Source organism: Streptomyces sp. NPDC058576, assembly GCF_042718715.1.
Classification (GTDB): domain Bacteria; phylum Actinomycetota; class Actinomycetes; order Streptomycetales; family Streptomycetaceae; genus Streptomyces.
Window position 1 is genome coordinate 111,439 of the sequence record NZ_JBHXPF010000008.1, and the last position, 16,294, is coordinate 127,732.

Annotated in this window: 15 protein-coding genes; 11 read left to right on the forward strand and 4 right to left on the reverse strand. The window is 72.4% G+C overall.

Going from position 1 to position 16,294, the window contains the following annotated elements; all coding sequences use genetic code 11:
* Positions 1-7 precede the first annotated feature (7 nt).
* The 10 genes from ACFWRV_RS09340 (at position 8) to ACFWRV_RS09385 (ending at position 9,304) form a co-directional block, all read left to right on the forward strand.
* Positions 8-1,705: a nitrite/sulfite reductase gene (locus ACFWRV_RS09340; protein ID WP_384330619.1), complete on the forward strand. Its 1,698-nt coding sequence runs from the start codon at positions 8-10 to the stop codon at positions 1,703-1,705.
* Positions 1,702-1,881: a hypothetical protein gene (locus ACFWRV_RS09345; RefSeq protein WP_384330622.1), complete on the forward strand. Its 180-nt coding sequence runs from the start codon at positions 1,702-1,704 to the stop codon at positions 1,879-1,881. The genes ACFWRV_RS09340 and ACFWRV_RS09345 overlap by 4 nt, the downstream gene beginning before the upstream one ends.
* Positions 1,878-2,594 (forward strand): phosphoadenylyl-sulfate reductase, encoded by a 717-nt coding sequence (locus tag ACFWRV_RS09350; protein WP_384330625.1) that lies wholly within the window; start codon positions 1,878-1,880, stop codon positions 2,592-2,594. Before ACFWRV_RS09345 ends, ACFWRV_RS09350 begins: the two co-directional genes overlap by 4 nt.
* A 23-nt stretch (positions 2,595-2,617) precedes the next feature.
* Positions 2,618-3,163, forward strand: a complete 546-nt coding sequence (gene cysC / locus ACFWRV_RS09355; RefSeq protein WP_384330628.1) for an adenylyl-sulfate kinase — start codon at positions 2,618-2,620, stop codon at positions 3,161-3,163.
* A complete protein-coding gene (gene cysD, locus ACFWRV_RS09360) occupies positions 3,160-4,098 on the forward strand; it encodes a sulfate adenylyltransferase subunit CysD (RefSeq protein WP_384330631.1) in 939 nt (312 codons plus the stop codon). Before cysC ends, cysD begins: the two co-directional genes overlap by 4 nt.
* A gap of 2 nt (positions 4,099-4,100) precedes the next feature.
* Complete coding sequence (locus tag ACFWRV_RS09365; protein ID WP_384330638.1) at positions 4,101-5,447, forward strand: sulfate adenylyltransferase subunit 1; 1,347 nt, start codon at positions 4,101-4,103, stop codon at positions 5,445-5,447.
* Positions 5,448-5,678: 231 nt separating this feature from the next.
* Positions 5,679-6,791, forward strand: coding sequence for an aliphatic sulfonate ABC transporter substrate-binding protein (locus ACFWRV_RS09370; protein WP_384330641.1), 1,113 nt, complete (start codon positions 5,679-5,681; stop codon positions 6,789-6,791).
* Between the two features lie 47 nt (positions 6,792-6,838).
* A complete protein-coding gene (locus ACFWRV_RS09375; protein ID WP_384330644.1) occupies positions 6,839-7,630 on the forward strand; it encodes an ABC transporter ATP-binding protein in 792 nt (263 codons plus the stop codon).
* Positions 7,617-8,543 (forward strand): ABC transporter permease, encoded by a 927-nt coding sequence (locus ACFWRV_RS09380; RefSeq protein WP_384330647.1) that lies wholly within the window; start codon positions 7,617-7,619, stop codon positions 8,541-8,543. The genes ACFWRV_RS09375 and ACFWRV_RS09380 overlap by 14 nt, the downstream gene beginning before the upstream one ends.
* An 8-nt stretch (positions 8,544-8,551) precedes the next feature.
* On the forward strand, positions 8,552-9,304 hold the full coding sequence (locus ACFWRV_RS09385) for a sirohydrochlorin chelatase (protein WP_384330650.1): 753 nt from the start codon (positions 8,552-8,554) through the stop codon (positions 9,302-9,304).
* Positions 9,305-9,316: 12 nt separating this feature from the next.
* Here the strand turns inward: ACFWRV_RS09385 and ACFWRV_RS09390 are convergent, their stop codons facing one another.
* The 4 genes from ACFWRV_RS09390 to ACFWRV_RS09405 all read right to left on the reverse strand — a co-directional run bounded on the left by ACFWRV_RS09390 (position 9,317) and on the right by ACFWRV_RS09405 (position 14,551).
* Positions 9,317-9,934 (reverse strand): DsbA family protein, encoded by a 618-nt coding sequence (locus tag ACFWRV_RS09390; protein WP_384330653.1) that lies wholly within the window; start codon positions 9,932-9,934, stop codon positions 9,317-9,319.
* Between the two features lie 226 nt (positions 9,935-10,160).
* Positions 10,161-11,966, reverse strand: coding sequence for an ABC transporter ATP-binding protein (locus ACFWRV_RS09395; protein ID WP_384330656.1), 1,806 nt, complete (start codon positions 11,964-11,966; stop codon positions 10,161-10,163).
* A complete protein-coding gene (locus ACFWRV_RS09400; protein WP_384330659.1) occupies positions 11,963-13,654 on the reverse strand; it encodes an ABC transporter ATP-binding protein in 1,692 nt (563 codons plus the stop codon). The genes ACFWRV_RS09395 and ACFWRV_RS09400 overlap by 4 nt, the downstream gene beginning before the upstream one ends.
* Positions 13,655-13,732: 78 nt before the next feature.
* Complete coding sequence (locus ACFWRV_RS09405; protein WP_384330662.1) at positions 13,733-14,551, reverse strand: MerR family transcriptional regulator; 819 nt, start codon at positions 14,549-14,551, stop codon at positions 13,733-13,735.
* A gap of 224 nt (positions 14,552-14,775) precedes the next feature.
* On the opposite strand from ACFWRV_RS09405, the gene ACFWRV_RS09410 reads away from it, so the two are divergent.
* Complete coding sequence (locus ACFWRV_RS09410) at positions 14,776-16,287, forward strand: alpha/beta hydrolase (protein WP_384330665.1); 1,512 nt, start codon at positions 14,776-14,778, stop codon at positions 16,285-16,287.
* The last annotated feature ends 7 nt before the right edge of the window (positions 16,288-16,294 follow it).

A 16,294-nucleotide genomic window follows, 5' to 3' on the forward strand; every position in this document is an offset into this window, starting at 1 on the left:
TATTGCCATGGCCGCTACCCCGGAACAGCCTGCGACCGCCACGCCCCGCCGCAAGGCCGGACGCCACCGTGGTGAAGGTCAGTGGGCCGTGGGCCACCACACGCCCCTCAACGGGAACGAGCAGTTCAAGAAGGACGACGACGGTCTCAACGTACGGACACGTATTGAGACGATCTACTCCAAGCGCGGCTTCGACTCGATCGACCCGAACGACCTGCGCGGTCGCATGCGCTGGTGGGGGCTGTACACCCAGCGCAAGCCCGGCATCGACGGCGGCAAGACGGCCGTGCTGGAGCCGGAGGAGCTGGACGACAAGTACTTCATGCTGCGCGTCCGCATCGACGGCGGCCGGCTGACCACGCAGCAGCTGCGGGTGATCGGCGAGATCTCGCAGGAGTTCGCGCGCGGCACCGCCGACCTCACCGACCGGCAGAACGTGCAGTACCACTGGATCCGTATCGAGGACGTGCCCGAGATCTGGCGGCGGCTCGAAGAGGTGGGCCTGTCCACCACCGAGGCGTGCGGTGACACACCCCGCGTGATCCTCGGCTCCCCCGTCGCCGGCATCGCCGAGAACGAGATCATCGACGGCACGCCCGCGATCGACGAGATCCAGCGCCGGTTCATCGGCAACCCCGACTTCTCCAACCTGCCCCGCAAGTTCAAGTCCGCCGTCTCCGGCTCCCCGCAGCTGGACGTGGCGCACGAGATCAACGACATCGCGTTCGTCGGCGTGAACCACCCGGAGCACGGCCCCGGCTTCGACCTCTGGGTCGGCGGCGGCCTCTCCACCAACCCCAAGCTCGGGGTCCGGCTCGGCGCCTGGGTACCGCTGGACGAGGTGGCCGACGTGTACGGCGGGGTCATCGGGATCTTCCGTGACTACGGCTACCGGCGGCTGCGCACCCGTGCCCGGCTGAAGTTCCTGGTCGCGGACTGGGGCGCGGAGAAGTTCCGCCAGGTCCTGGAGGACGACTACCTCCAGCGCAAGCTGGTCGACGGGCCCGCGCCCGAGCAGCCCGCGCAGACCTGGCGCGACCACCTCGGGGTGCACCGGCAGAAGGACGGCCGCTTCTACGTCGGCTTCGCCGCGCGGGTGGGCCGGGTCGACGGCACCACGCTCACCAAGATCGCGGAGGTGGCCGAGGCGCACGGCTCCGGCCGGGTACGGACCACCGCCGAGCAGAAGATGATCGTGCTGGACGTGGCCGAGGAGCAGGTGGAGTCCCTGGTCGCCGGTCTGGAGGCGCTCGACCTGCGGGTCACGCCCTCCCCGTTCCGGCGCGGCACGATGGCCTGCACCGGCATCGAGTTCTGCAAGCTGGCCATCGTCGAGACGAAGGCGCGCGGCGCCTCCCTCATCGACGAACTGGAGCGCCGCATCCCGGAGTTCGACCACCCGATCACCATCAACATCAACGGCTGCCCGAACGCCTGCGCCCGTATCCAGGTCGCGGACATCGGTCTCAAGGGCCAGTTGATGCTGGACGAGAACGGCGACCAGGTCGAGGGCTACCAGGTGCACCTCGGCGGGGCGCTCGGCCTGGAGGCCGGGTTCGGCCGCAAGGTCCGTGGCCTGAAGGTCACCTCGGCCGAACTGCCGGACTACGTCGAGCGGGTGCTCGGCCGGTTCCAGGAGGAGCGCGAGGACGGCGAGCGCTTCGCGACCTGGGCGGCGCGCGCCAGTGCGGAGTCGCTGTCATGAGCGAGCGAGCCGCCCCGTTCTACTGCCCGTACTGCGGCGACGAGGACCTGCGTCCCAACGAGACGGGTCACGGCGCCTGGGAATGTGCCGCCTGCAACCGTGCGTTCCAGCTGAAGTTCCTGGGTCTGCTGACCCGGGGCGTTCAGCGCAACGACGGTGAAGGGGACCGGATATGACGGACACTCTGCTGAGTGACGAGCTGACCGACCGCGAGCTCCAGGAGCTGGCCGAGCAGGCCGGACGAGAGCTGGAGGACGCCTCCGCCACCGAGATCCTGACGTGGGCGACCGGCGCCTTCGGGCCGCGCTTCTGCGTCACCTCCTCGATGGAGGACGCCGTGGTCGCGCACCTGGCCTCCCGGGTACTGCCGGGCGTGGACGTGGTCTTCCTGGACACCGGCTACCACTTCCCGGAGACCATCGGGACCCGGGACGCGGTGGACGCGGTGATGGACGTCAACGTCATCACGATCACCCCCCGGCAGACGGTCGCCGAGCAGGACGCGGAGCACGGCGAGAAGCTGCACGACCGGAACCCCGACCTGTGCTGCGCGCTGCGCAAGGTGAAGCCGCTGGAGGACGGCCTGACCGCGTACGCCGCGTGGGCGACGGGGCTGCGCCGCGACGAGTCGCCGACCCGGGCGAACACCCCGGTCGTCGGCTGGGACGCCAAGCGCCGCAAGGTGAAGGTCTCCCCCATCGCCCGCTGGACCCAGGACGACGTGGACGCCTACGTCGCCGAGCACGGCGTGCTCACCAACCCGCTGCTGATGGACGGTTACGCCTCCGTCGGCTGCGCGCCCTGCACCCGCCGGGTGCTGGAGGGCGAGGACGCACGGGCCGGCCGGTGGGCCGGACGCGGCAAGACCGAATGCGGGCTGCACGGCTGATGACGACTGATCAGGAGACTTCGATGAGCGTGACGGAGACGGGGGCCACGATCTGGCTCACCGGTCTGCCGAGCGCGGGCAAGACCACCGTCGCGTACGAGCTGGCGGGCCGGCTGCGGACCGAGGGCCACAAGGTGGAGGTGCTCGACGGCGACGAGATCCGCGAGTTCCTCTCCGCGGGCCTCGGCTTCTCCCGCGAGGACCGGCACACCAACGTGGCCCGGATCGGCTTCGTCGCCGAACTGCTCGCGGCCAACGGCGTGAAGGTGCTGGTCCCCGTCATCGCCCCGTTCGCCGACAGCCGCGAGGCCGTCCGCAAGCGGCACGCCACCGAGTCGACCACCTACCTGGAGGTGCACGTCGCCACTCCCGTCGAGGTGTGCTCCGTACGCGATGTGAAGGGTCTTTACGCCCAGCAGGCGGCCGGCGAGATCAGCGGTCTCACCGGGGTCGACGACCCCTACGAGGCGCCCGAATCGCCCGACCTGCGGATCGAGTCGCACCAGCAGACCGTGCAGGAGTCAGCGGCGGCGCTCCACGCGCTGCTCACCGAGAGGGGCCTGGCGTGAGTGCCGTCACCACCACCGTGCCGGAAGGCACAGCGAACCCGTACGCGCTCAGCCACCTGGACTCCCTGGAGTCCGAGGCGGTCCACATCTTCCGCGAGGTGGCGGGCGAGTTCGAGCGGCCGGTGATCCTGTTCTCCGGCGGCAAGGACTCCATCGTGATGCTGCACCTGGCGCTGAAGGCGTTCGCGCCCGCGCCGGTGCCGTTCACGCTGCTGCACGTGGACACCGGGCACAACTTCCCCGAGGTCCTGGAGTACCGCGACCGTACGGTCAAGAAGCACGGGCTGCGGCTGCACGTCGCCTCCGTGCAGGAGTACATCGACGCCGGGAAGCTCCGCGAGCGCCCCGACGGCACCCGCAACCCGCTCCAGACCGTGCCGCTCACCGAGGCGATCCAGCAGCACCGCTTCGACGCGGTGTTCGGCGGCGGGCGGCGCGACGAGGAGAAGGCGCGCGCCAAGGAGCGGGTGTTCTCGCTGCGCGACGAGTTCTCGCAGTGGGACCCGCGCCGCCAGCGGCCCGAGCTGTGGCAGCTGTACAACGGCCGGCACGCCCCCGGCGAGCACGTCCGGGTCTTCCCGATCTCCAACTGGACCGAGCTGGACGTCTGGCAGTACATCGAGCGCGAGGGGATCGCGCTGCCGGAGATCTACTTCGCCCACGAGCGCGAGGTGTTCAACCGCAACGGCATGTGGCTGACCGCGGGCCACTGGGGCGGGCCGAAGGAGCACGAGGCCACCGAGACCCGTCTGGTGCGCTACCGCACGGTCGGCGACATGTCCTGCACCGGGGCCGTCGACTCCGACGCCACCACGCTGGACGCCGTGATCACCGAGATCGCCGCCTCCCGGCTCACCGAGCGGGGCGCGACCCGCGCCGACGACAAGATGTCCGAGGCCGCGATGGAAGACCGCAAGCGCGAGGGGTACTTCTAACCATGACCACCCAACTCCAGTCGGCCGAGCAGCTGTCGGCCACCACCCTGCTGCGCTTCGCCACCGCCGGGTCGGTCGACGACGGCAAGTCCACCCTCGTGGGACGTCTGCTGCACGACTCCAAGTCGGTCCTCACCGACCAGCTGGAGGCCGTCGAGCAGGTCTCGCGGGGCCGCGGCCAGGAGGCGCCGGACCTGGCGCTGCTCACCGACGGCCTGCGGGCCGAGCGTGAGCAGGGCATCACCATCGACGTCGCCTACCGCTACTTCGCCACCACCCGGCGGCGGTTCATCCTCGCCGACACCCCGGGCCATGTGCAGTACACGCGCAACATGGTGACCGGCGCCTCCACGGCGGAGCTGGCCGTGGTGCTGGTCGACGCCCGCAACGGGGTCGTCGAGCAGACCCGCCGGCACGCCGCCGTCGCCGCCCTGCTGCGGGTCCCGCACGTGGTGCTGGCGGTCAACAAGATGGACTTGGTCGACTACGCGGAGCCCGTGTTCGCCGCGATAGCCGAGGAGTTCACCGCGTACGCCGCGTCGCTCGGCGTCCCGGAGATCACCGCGATCCCGATCTCGGCGCTGGCCGGGGACAACGTGGTGGAGCCCTCCGCGCACATGGACTGGTACGGCGGGCCGACCGTCCTGGAGCACCTGGAGACGGTGCCGGTCAGCCACGACCTCACCGCCTGCCACGCCCGCTTCCCCGTGCAGTACGTGATCCGGCCGCAGAGCCCCGAGCACCCCGACTACCGGGGGTACGCCGGGCAGATCGCCGCCGGGGTGTTCCGGGTCGGCGAGCCCGTCTCCGTACTCCCCTCGGGGCGTACGACCACGATCACCGGCATCGACGCGCTCGGCGGGAGCGTCGACATCGCCTGGGCCCCGCAGTCGGTGACGCTGCGGCTGGCCGACGACATCGACATCTCGCGCGGCGACCTGATCGCCCCCGCCGACGACGCCCCGCCGGTCACCCAGGACGTGGAGGCGACCGTCTGCCACGTCGCCGACCAGCCGCTCTCGGTGGGCCAGCGGGTGCTGCTCAAGCACACCACCCGCACCGTCAAGGCGATCGTCAAGGACATCCCGTCGCGGCTCACGCTGGACGACCTCTCCCAGCACCCGGCCCCCGGGCAGCTGGTCGCCAACGACATCGGCCGGGTCGTCGTGCGCACCGCCGAGCCGCTCGCGCTCGACGCGTACGAGGACTCCCGGCGCACCGGCTCGTTCCTGCTGATCGACCCGGCCGACGGTACGACGCTGAGCGCCGGCATGGCGGGCGCCGCGTTCGCCGCGGTCGCCGAAGCCGTCGCGCAGGCCGCCGACGACGACGCCGAATGGGACTTCTGATGGCCACCGACTTCTTCTCCACCTTCGCGAAGGAGGGCGGCCGCGTGGGCAGCGGCGCCCTCGGCAGCGGTCAGGGAGGCGTGGGGCGATGTGCGTGATGACGTACGCGCACCGCTCGCGCGCCCTGAACCCCCCGCACCCGTACCGCCGAAGACCTGCCGACCTCCCGGCCGCGCCCCCCTGACCAGACAGCGGGACGCGAGTACCGGGCCAACGAGAGGAAAGCCTCCCGTGCCTGCCCACCGTTCCACCGTTCGCCGCGGCCTCGCCGCTGCCGCCGCCCTGCCGCTGCTCGCCCTGGCTGCCACCGCCTGCGGCTACGGCTCCGAGTCCAAGGACGACGACGCCAAGGCGAACGTCTCCGCCGGAGGGAAGAAGCTCTCCTCCGACACCGTGAAGATCGGGTACTTCCCGAACCTCACGCACGCCACCGCCCTGGTCGGTATCCAGGAAGGCACCATCCAGAAGGAACTGGGCGGCACCAAGGTCGAGTCCACGACCTTCAACGCGGGCCCGTCCGAGATCGAGGCGCTGAACGCCGGCTCCATCGACATCGGGTTCATCGGCCCCTCCCCCTCCATCAACGGGTACAGCAAGTCCCAGGGCAAGGGGCTGCGGATCATCTCCGGTTCGGCCTCCGGCGGGGTCAAGCTGGTCGTCAACCCGGACAAGATCAAGACCCTGGACGACCTCAAGGGCAAGAAGATCGCCACCCCGCAGCTCGGCAACACCCAGGACGTGGCCTTCCTCAACTGGATCTCCGAGAAGGGCTGGAAGGTCGACGCCCAGAGCGGCAAGGGCGACGTCTCCGTGGTCCGCTCGGACAACAAGGTGACCCCGGACGCCTACAAGTCCGGTGACCTGGACGGCGCGTGGGTGCCCGAGCCGACGGCCTCCAAGCTGGTCTCCGAGGGGGCGAAGGTGCTCCTCGACGAGAAGGACCTGTGGCCGGACAAGAAGTTCGTGATCACGAACATCATCGTGTCGCAGAAGTTCCTGGACGAGCACCCGGACGTGGTCGAGGCGGTGCTGAAGGGTTCGGTGTCCACCAACAAGTGGATCAACGCCAACCCGGAGGAGGCCAAGGCGTCCGCCAACAAGGCGCTGGAGAAGCTGAGCGGCAAGCCGCTGCCGACGGAGATCCTCGACCCGGCGTGGGAGTCCATCGAGATCACCAACGACCCGCTGGCCGAGACGCTGAAGACGCAGGCCGGTTACTCGGTGAAGTCCGGTCTGCTAGAGGAGCCGAACCTCCAGGGCATCTACGACCTGGGCCCGCTGAACAAGATCCTCAAGGCCGAAGGGCAGCCCGAGATCGCCGACGCCGGTCTCGGCGTCAAGTAGCCCGCCCATCCGCAGCAGGACGTAAGGATTCCCAGGAGGTGACGACCATGGCGACCCCTACCCTCACCAAGGCCGAGGACCGTACGACGGTCGAGCACGCAGCCCGTCTCGCGCACGTCTCGAAGTCCTTCGCCGGACCCACGGGTCAGCAGCTCGTGCTGGACGACATCACCCTCGATGTCGCTCCGGGTGAGTTCGTCACCCTCCTGGGAGCTTCCGGGTGCGGCAAGTCGACGCTGCTCAATCTGGTGGCCGGACTCGACCGCCCGTCGAAGGGGTCCATCGAGACCCCCGGCGGGCGGCCGGCCCTGATGTTCCAGGAGCACGCCCTCTTCCCGTGGCTGACCGCGGGCAAGAACATCGAACTGGCCCTGCGGCTGCGCGGAGTGCCGAAGTCGGAGCGCCGCACCGAGGCGGAGCGGCTGCTCGAACTCGTCCGGCTAGGCGGGGCGTACGGCAAACGGGTGCACGAGCTGTCCGGCGGTATGCGCCAGCGTGTCGCGCTGGCCCGCGCGCTCGCGCAGGACAGCCAGCTGCTGCTGATGGACGAGCCGTTCGCGGCGCTCGACGCCATCACGCGCGATGTGCTGCACGACGAGCTGACCCGGATCTGGCGGGAGACGAACGCCTCGGTCCTCTTCGTCACACACAACGTGCGCGAGGCCGTACGGCTCGCGCAGCGCGTCGTGCTGCTGTCGTCCCGGCCCGGCCGGATCGCCCGGGAGTGGACGGTCGACATCGAGCAGCCGCGCCGCATCGAGGACACCGCCGTGGCGGAGCTGTCCGTCGAGATCACCGAAGAACTGCGTGGGGAGATCCGCCGACATGGCCAGCACTGACATCACGTCCGACCGGAAGCGGCCGGACGCGGCGGCCGGACCGGTCGACGCGAAGACCGACGATCTGGCGGGCCTGGAGGCCGGGCTCGACGCGCTCGACGCCGTTCAGATCCGCCGTACCCCGGTGCGCGAGGTCCTCCTGCAGAAGGTGCTGCCGCCGGTCGTGGCGGTGGCACTGGTCCTGGTGGTCTGGGAGCTGCTGGTCCGCGCCCAGGTCACCGAGGTGTACAAGCTGCCTCCGCCGTCCGCCGTATGGGACAGCGCCAAGGACATGTGGCTGGCGGGCACGCTGCTGGAGGTCGTCTGGACCAGCGTCTCGCGCGGCCTGTTCGGCTTCCTGCTCGCGGTCGCCATCGGTACGCCGCTGGGGCTGCTGGTCGCCCGGGTCAAGCTGGTCCGGGCCGCGATCGGCCCGATCCTGTCCGGGCTCCAGTCGCTGCCCTCGGTGGCGTGGGTGGCCCCGGCGGTGATCTGGCTCGGCCTGAACGACCAGATGATGTACGCGGTGATCCTGCTGGGCGCGGTGCCCTCGATCGCCAACGGGCTGGTCTCCGGCGTCGACCAGGTGCCGCCGCTGTTCCTCCGGGCGGGCCGCACGCTGGGCGCGACCGGGCTGCGCGGGACCTGGCACATCGTGCTCCCGGCGGCGCTGCCCGGCTATCTGGCGGGCCTCAAGCAGGGCTGGGCGTTCTCCTGGCGCTCGCTGATGGCCGCCGAGATCATCGCATCGTCTCCCGAACTGGGCCTGGGGCTCGGTCAGTTGCTGGAGAACGGCCGCAGCAACTTCGACATGCCCGGGATCTTCCTCTCGATCCTGCTCATCCTGTTCGTCGGCATCGCGATCGACCTGCTGATCTTCAGTCCGCTGGAGCGGCGGGTGCTGCGCAGCCGCGGTCTCCTCGTCAAGAACTGAGTCACGCCATGTCCCGTCCCACTCTCCTCGTCATCGCCCACGGCAGCCGCGACCCGCGGCACGCCGCGACCGTGCACGCGCTCACCGAGCGGGTCCGCGCCGAGCGGCCGGGGCTGCGGGTGGAGACCGCGTTCCTGGAGTTCAACGCCCCGTCCGTGCCCCGGGTGCTGGAGCGCCTGGCCGCGCAGGGGGCCGACGAGGTCGTCGCCCTGCCCCTCCTGCTGACCCGGGCGTTCCACGCCAAGACCGACATCCCCTCGGTCCTGCGCGAGGCCCGCGCCCGGCTGCCGATGCTGCGCATCCGGCAGGCCGACGTCCTCGGCCCGTCGCCGCTGCTGAACGCCACCCTGGGGCGGCGGCTGCGGGAGGCCGGGGTCCGTCCCGGCGACCTCCCCCGGACCGGGCTCGTCCTGGCCTCGGCGGGATCCTCAGACCCGGAGGCGATCGCAGTGATCGCTGAAATCGCGCGGGAGCTGCGGCACACCGGTTGGTGCGCCGTGCGGCCTGCGTTCGCCTCCGCACTCCTCCCCCGCACCGAGGACGCGGTCCGGGCCCTGCGCGCCGAGGGCGTGGACCGGGTGGCGGTGGCCCCGTACGTCATCGCGCCCGGCCGGCTCCCCGACCGCATCGCGGCGGGCGCCGAGGCGGCCGGGGCGGATGTCCTGGCCGATGTCCTGGGCCCCGCACCGGAGTTGGCGCGGCTGCTGCTCACCCGGTTCGACGAGGCGCGGGTGACGGTGCGGGCGTCGCTGTCGGCGTGAGGCCCCGGCCGGTCAGTCGTAGGACAGCCCGCCGGACCGGGCGCGCTTGAGTTCGAAGAAGCCCGGGTGGTTCGCGAGGACCCTGAAGCTGTCGAAGAGTTCGGCCGCCTCCGCGCCGCGCGGGATCGCGTTCAGGACCGGGCCGAACCACACCGTGCCGTCGACGTGGATCGTCGGCGTGCCCACGTACGCGTCCTGCTCCGGGTCCTTGCCCGCGTCGTGGCCGCGGGCGACCCCGTCGTCGTACGCCGTCGAGTGCGCGGCTTCCGCCAGCTCGGGCGGCAGGCCCAGTTCCGCGAGGGACGCGGCGACGACCGTGTCGAAGTCCTTTTCCTTGTGCTGATGGATGCGGGTGCCGAGCGCGGTGTAGAGGTCCCGCAGGACGGCGTCGCCGTGGGCGGCCGCCGCGGCGACGGCCACGCGGACGGGGCCGATCGACTTGTCGACGAGCTCGCGGTACCAGTCGGGCAGGTCGTTGCCCTCGTTGTGCAGGTAGAGGCTCATGGGGCGGAAGCGCAGGTCGATGTCCCGGTGCCGCTCCACCTCCAGCATCCAGCGGGAGGTGATCCAGGCGAACGGGCAGGCGGGGTCGAAGAAGAAGTCGACGGAGGTGCGGTGTCCGGTGCTCATGGGCCCAGCCTAGGAAGCGATGGGCGGGAGCTCCCGGGCCAATCGCCCACCGATCCGGTGGGCCATTCGGGGCGCCCGCCGCGCGCTCCGCCCCTCAGGCGAGGTTCTGGCCCGGCTCCTCCGGCTCCGGGGTGTGGTGGCGGCCGACCGGGATCACCAGCGGGGTCCGGCTGACCGGGTCCGTCGTCGCCTGTCAACGCGGGGCCGAAGACGTCCTGGGGTGGGGTCAGCGGTGCGGTGCGGCGGCCCGGCTGCCGGACCAGGCGCGCCACAGGGCGGCGTACGGCCCGTCCGCGTCGCGCAGTTCCTCGTGCGGGCCGCTCTCGACGACGCGGCCGGCCTCCAGCACGACGACCCGGTCGGCGGCGACGGCCTGGGTGAGGCGGTGGGCGACGACCAGGGCGGTGCGGCCGGCGAGGGCGGCCTCGGCGGAGCGTTCCAGGACCCGGGCGCCCGCGCTGCCCGCCTCGGCGGTGGCCTCGTCGAGGACGGCGAGGGCGGGGTCGGCCAGGACGAGCCGGGCGAGGGCCAGTTGCTGGGCGCGCGCGGGGTCGAGGCGGTGGCCGCCCTCGCCGACGACGGTGCCGAGCCCGTCGGGGAGCGCTTCGGCCCAGTCCAGGGCGTGCACGGCGGACAGGGCGGCGCGCAGGTCGGCGTCGGTGGCGTCGGGGCGGGCGAGCCGGAGGTCCTCGGCGAGGGTGCCGGTGAAGACGTGGACCTCCTGGGTGACCAGGACGACGGACGGTTCCCCCGCGCCCGCCGGTGCGGTGACCGTGCCCGCGGTGGGCTGCTGGACGCCCGCGACGATCCGGGCGAGGGTGGACTTCCCGGCGCCGCTGGTCCCGACGAGCGCGACGTGTTCGCCGGGCTCCAGGGTGAGGGAGACCTCGTGCAGCACGGGGCGGCCGGGCCCGTAGGCGTGGCTGACGGCGTGCACGGCGACGGCGACGGCCTCTTCGGGGGCGGTGCGCTGCTGCGGTACGGAGGCGGGCGCCGCCTTCCCCGCCGCCGGCTCCGGCTGCTCGGCGAGGTCGGTCACCCCGACGAGGCGGGCGAGTCCGGCCGCCGCCGACTGGGCGTCGTCGAGCAGGACCAGGGCGGCGTTGACGGGTCCGAAGAGGCTGTGGAAGTAGAGGGCGGCGGCCGTCGCCGTGCCGATCGACACCGCGCCGTCGCGGACCAGCCAGAAGCCGGCGATCAACACGGCGGCCAGGCCGATGTACTCGGCGATGTGCAGGCGTCCGTAGAAGCCGAGCACCAGGTTGACGCTGCGCATGGTCAGGTCGACGGCCTTGCGCGAGCGTCCGGCGGCGCGCTCGGTGTGCTGCTCCTCCAGCCGGTGACCGCGCACGGTCGCGGCTCCGCCGATGGTCTCCAGAAGCTGTTGCTGCTGGGCTCCGTTGGCGACCCGCTGATCGGCGTAGAGGGTGAGGGCCCGGCCTACGTACCAGCGGGCGGTGAGCAGTTGGACGGGGACGGCGAGGAGCGCGGCGAGCAGGAACCGTACGTCGAGCAGGGCCAGCGCGCCGAGGGTGAGGAGGATCGCGAGGACGGAGCGGGCCATCTCGGGCAGCGCGGAGCGGACCGCCTCGGCGACCCGGGCGACGTCGCCGGTGACGCGGGCGGTGAGGTCGCCGGACCCGGCGCGCTCCAGGCGGTCGGCGGGAAGGTTCAGGGCGCGTTCGACGAACCGCTCGCGCAGCCGGGCCAGTACGGTCTCGCCGAGCCGGGCGATCCGGGTGAGCCCGAGCGTGGTGGTGAGGCCCTGGACGACGGCGACCGCGACGAGGAGGACGACCGGGAGGGTCAGGTCCCCGGCGGGGCGGCCGTCGGCGACGATGTCGACGATCCGGCCCAGCAGCGGCTGGACGAGGAGGCCGACGGCGGTGGCCGCGACCAGGATGCCCATGCCGGCCAGGGCGAGGCCCCGGTCCGGGCGGATGAGCGCGCGCAGGGCGGCCCGGGTGCGGGCCGGGGTGGCGATGGGGAGCAGCTCGGCGCTGTCGTCGGCCGGTTGCGGAGGCGTGGTCATGTGAGCACCGCCGTGCGGTAGACGGGATGGTCGCGTACGAGGTCCTCGTGCGGGGCCTCGGCGGTGATCGTGCCGCCGTCGACGAGGACGACGCGGTCGGTCGCGGCCAGCAGGGCGGGGCTGCTGGTGACCAGGACGGTGGTACGGCCGGCCCGGGCGCGCCGGATGCCGGCGGCGATCCGGGCCTCGGTGGCGGCGTCGACCGCGGTGGTCGGGTCGTGGACGACGAGGACGCCGCGGTCGGCGGCGAGTGCGCGGGCCAGGGCGACGCGCTGGCGCTGGCCGCCGGAGAGCGAGCTGCCGCGCTCGCCGATCAGGCCGCCCGTGCCGCCGGACAGGGCGGAGGCCACCTCGTCGACGGCGGCGGCGTCCATCGCCGCGTGCGGGTCGGCCCCGGCGGGGGCGGCGGCGGTGACGTTCTCCAGGAGGGTGCCGTCGAAGAGCTGGGCGTCGTGCTCGGCGACGAGCAGCGCGGAGCGCAGGGCGGCCGGGGCCAGTTCGGTGAGCGGTACGCCGTCGAGTTCGACGCTCCCCCGCTCCGGGTCGCGGCGGCGGGCCAGGCAGTGCAGCAGGGCCTGGGCGTGGGTCGGGTCGGTGACGACGATGCCGAGGTGTTCGCCGGGGCGGACGGTCAGGTCGAGGGCGTCCAGTCCGGCGTGGCCGAGGCCGTTCAGGCGCAGTTCGCCGGGGGCGGAGGCAGCAGGTTCGGCGGTGCCGCCGGCGGTCTCGCCCGGGGCGGCCAGCACGTCGGCGATCCGGGCGGCGGAGGCGCGGCCCTTGGCCAGCTCGGCGCCGACCCAGGCCAGCATGCCGATCGGGCCGGGGAGGAAGAGGGCGAGGCCGACGGCGGAGACGAGGGCGCCGAGGCCGATGGAGTCGCTGAGGACCAGGCGGCCGCCGACGAGGGCGACGAGCGCGATGAACGAGCCGGTCAGCGTGAGCATCAGGCCGGTCTGGAGCGCGGCGGCGCGGGCGGCGCGCACATTGGCCTCGCGGGAGGCCTGGCTGGTGGCGCGGTAGCGGTCGACGGCGGCGCGCTCGGCCCGCAGGCCCTTGAGCACGCGGACCCCGGCGACCAGGTCGGCTGCCACCCCGGAGGCGTGGGCGGCCTGTTCCTGTTCGGCCTCGCTGCGGTGCTCCAGGGGGCGGGCCAGGAAGTGGCCGAGCGCCATCAGGACCGGGGCTCCGATCAGGACGAGGAGCCCGAGGGGCAGGGAGGCGCGGAGGAGGAGCACCGCGCCCGCGACGACTCCGACGACGGCGGCGATGCCGAGGGTCAGGGCCATGTTGACTGCCCCGACGCGGCGGGCGTCCTCGGTGGCCACGTTCACCAGCGCGCCGGGCGGGCGGCCCGCCTCCGCGCCGGCGTGCGGGGCGAGGACGCGGCGGACGACGTCGAGGCGCAGGTGGTGGGCGGCCTGTTCGGCGGCGCGTTCACCGGCGCGGGCGCCGAAGCGGAAGCCGAAGGAGAGCAGGGTGTAGACGACGGCGAGGACCACCAGCCACATCGCCAGGGCTCCCCCGTCGGGGCGGACCACGGCGCGGTCGACGATCAGCCCGATGAGTACGGGGACGAGCGCCTCGCCGATCTGGTGGCAGGCGCCCAGGATCGACCCGACGACGACATCCCGACGCTGTCCCGCGACAGCGCGGCGTATGACCCCGCGCCCGGCTGTGTCAGCCCCCACTTCATCTGCTCCTCAGCGTGTCACGGACAGCGGAGGGGTGATTTCAGGACAGCCGCCTCCAGCCAAACGAAGGCAAGGCTAACCTGTCGCCCCGGGGGTGACCCGGTGCGGGTGGGGATCGCCGCTGTGATCCTGCTCGCCTTTCCCGTCCCGCTCGTCCCGCTCGACGCTCCCGTCGGCCTCTTCCTGTTCGAGCAGGGCGTGCAGGTGGCGGAGGACGCCCAGCTGGGCCTCGTTGTAGAACGCGACCAGGGCCTGCGTGACGACGGACCGGGTGAGCGCGCCGTTGCGGCGGGACGCGGCGTCCAGGTCCGTGATGAAGGAGGGGTCCGCCCGCTTGGCCCGTACCTCGGCCGCCATGTGGCCCGCCAGTCTGCGGCGCACGTCCTCGGGGGCGTCGGCCGGCAGCCGCTCGAACTCCTCGGCGATGTCGTCGCGGGGGTGCGCGTACTGGTCCCGGATGACGGACATCGCCGTCGGCGTGAGGACGCTCGAATACGCCACCAGGAGATCCTGCTGCGGCCGCGGCAGACTCGCTGCGGCGGCCCCGAAGTCCGCGGGCAGGTCGAGCGAGGCCCCGTCCTCCAGGATGGCGGCCAGTTGGCGGCGCATGTGCTGCTGGCGCTCGATGTTCGCGGCGAGTTCGGCGTCCAGGACGCGCAGGATCTCCTTGGACCGCTCGTCCGCGGCGGCCACCGTGGGGATGTCGGAGAGCGGCACGCCGAGGTCGGTCAGCCGGCGGATGCCCATCAGCCGGACCAGATGCCGTACGTCGTAGCGCTTGTAGCCGCTCGGGGCACGCTCGGGCTCCTCCAGCAGACCCAGCCGGTGGTAGTGCCGGACCGTCTTGAGCGTCGTGCCCGCGAGTTCCGCCAGCTGACGCGTACTCCATGTCACGGCCGTCCCTTTCCGGGGTTCCGTCGTCCGTCGCCGGACCGCGCGCGCCGTCCGGCGGCCCGTCCGGTGGGAGGGGCCCTGCCACTCCCCTGCCCCCTGGCCGCCGGATCGATCCCCGGCCGGCACGGGACGCCTCGCGCGCGGCGGGCTTGACCGTGCCCTTGGGGCACAGAGTGCGATGGGCGCGGCCAACCCACCACCAGCGCATGGGGAGATGCGGATATATGACACGAGGACGCGGTATCCGGCGGAGCGCGGCCCTGGCGGTCGCTCTCGGCCTCGGCCTGAGCGGGTCGCTCGTCGCGGGACCGGCGGGCGCGGAGGAGAAGGAGGGGCCGACCGTACGGTGGGGCGCCTGCCCCGAGGACGTGGCGGCCGAGGCGGCGCCGGTCGTGCTGGAGTGCGGCACCGTGCCCGTACCGAAGGACTACGCCGACCCGGGCGGCGACCGGATCGAGCTGATGATCTCCCGGCTGGCCAGTACGAACCCCGACAAGCGGCGCGGCACGCTCATGCTCAACCCGGGCGGTCCGGGCGGCTCCGGTCTGTCGCAGCCCGCCTTCCTGGCGAACCGGGGCATCCCTTCCGAGGTGCTGGACACCTACGACGTGATCGGCACGGACACCCGGGGCATCGGGCGCTCGGCACCGGTGACCTGCGGATTCACTCCGGAGGGCCCGTACTTCGCCAACATCCCGCCGTACGCGGTCGACGACGCGGCGGTCACCGCGCGGGCGAAGGTGGTGAAGAAGGTGGCCGAGCAGTGCGCGCAGCGCGACAAGGACGGGGTGCTGCCCCACCTGACCACGGCCAACACCGCCCGCGACCTGGACCGCGTCCGGGCCGCGCTCGGCGAGGAGAAGACCAGCTTCCTGGGCTACTCCTACGGCACGGCGCTGGGGGCCGCCTACGCGTCGATGTTCCCCGAGCGCTCCGACCGCATCGTGCTCGACAGCAACATCGGCGACACCCACCTCGACCGCGACGGCATGCGCCGCTACGCGCTCGGGGTGGAGCAGACGTTCCCCGACTTCGCCCGGTGGGCGGCCGCCCGCCACGACAGCTACGGTCTTGGCCGCACCCCCGCCGAGGTCCGCCGGACCTACTTCACCCTCGCCGAGCGGCTCGACGAGGAACCGGTCGACGGCTTCGACGGCAACGTGCTGCGTCTGCTCACCTTCGGCTACCTGTTCAAGGAGGTGCAGTACCCCAAGCTGGCCCAGCAGTGGCAGGCGCTGAAGAGCGGCGACGCCCGGGCCGTGCGCGCGGCGGAACCGCAGGCCGGTGCGGCGGACACCCCGCCGTCCATCGACAATCAGCTCTCCGTCTTCCTCGCCGTGAGCTGCAACGACGTGCCGTGGCCCACCAGCGTGGACACCTACCGCAAGGGCGTCGCCGAGGACCGCGCCCGCTACCCGATGTTCGGCGCCGCCACCGCCAACATCACCCCGTGCGCCTTCTGGCCGTACGCCCCGGCGGAGAAGCCGGTCGCGATCGACGACGACGGGCCGCGCAACATCCTGCTCGTCCAGAACCTGCGCGACGTGCCCACCCCGCACGTCGGAGGGAAGCTGCTGCGGCAGAAGTTCGCGGACCGGTCCCGGCTGGTCAGCGTGGACGACAGCGGTCACGGGGTCTATGTGTACGGCGACAACCCCTGCGCGCTGAACACCACCACGCGCTACCTCGTCGAGGGGAAGATGCCCGGGAAGGACACGTTCTGCCCGGCGGGCTGAGCCGCGC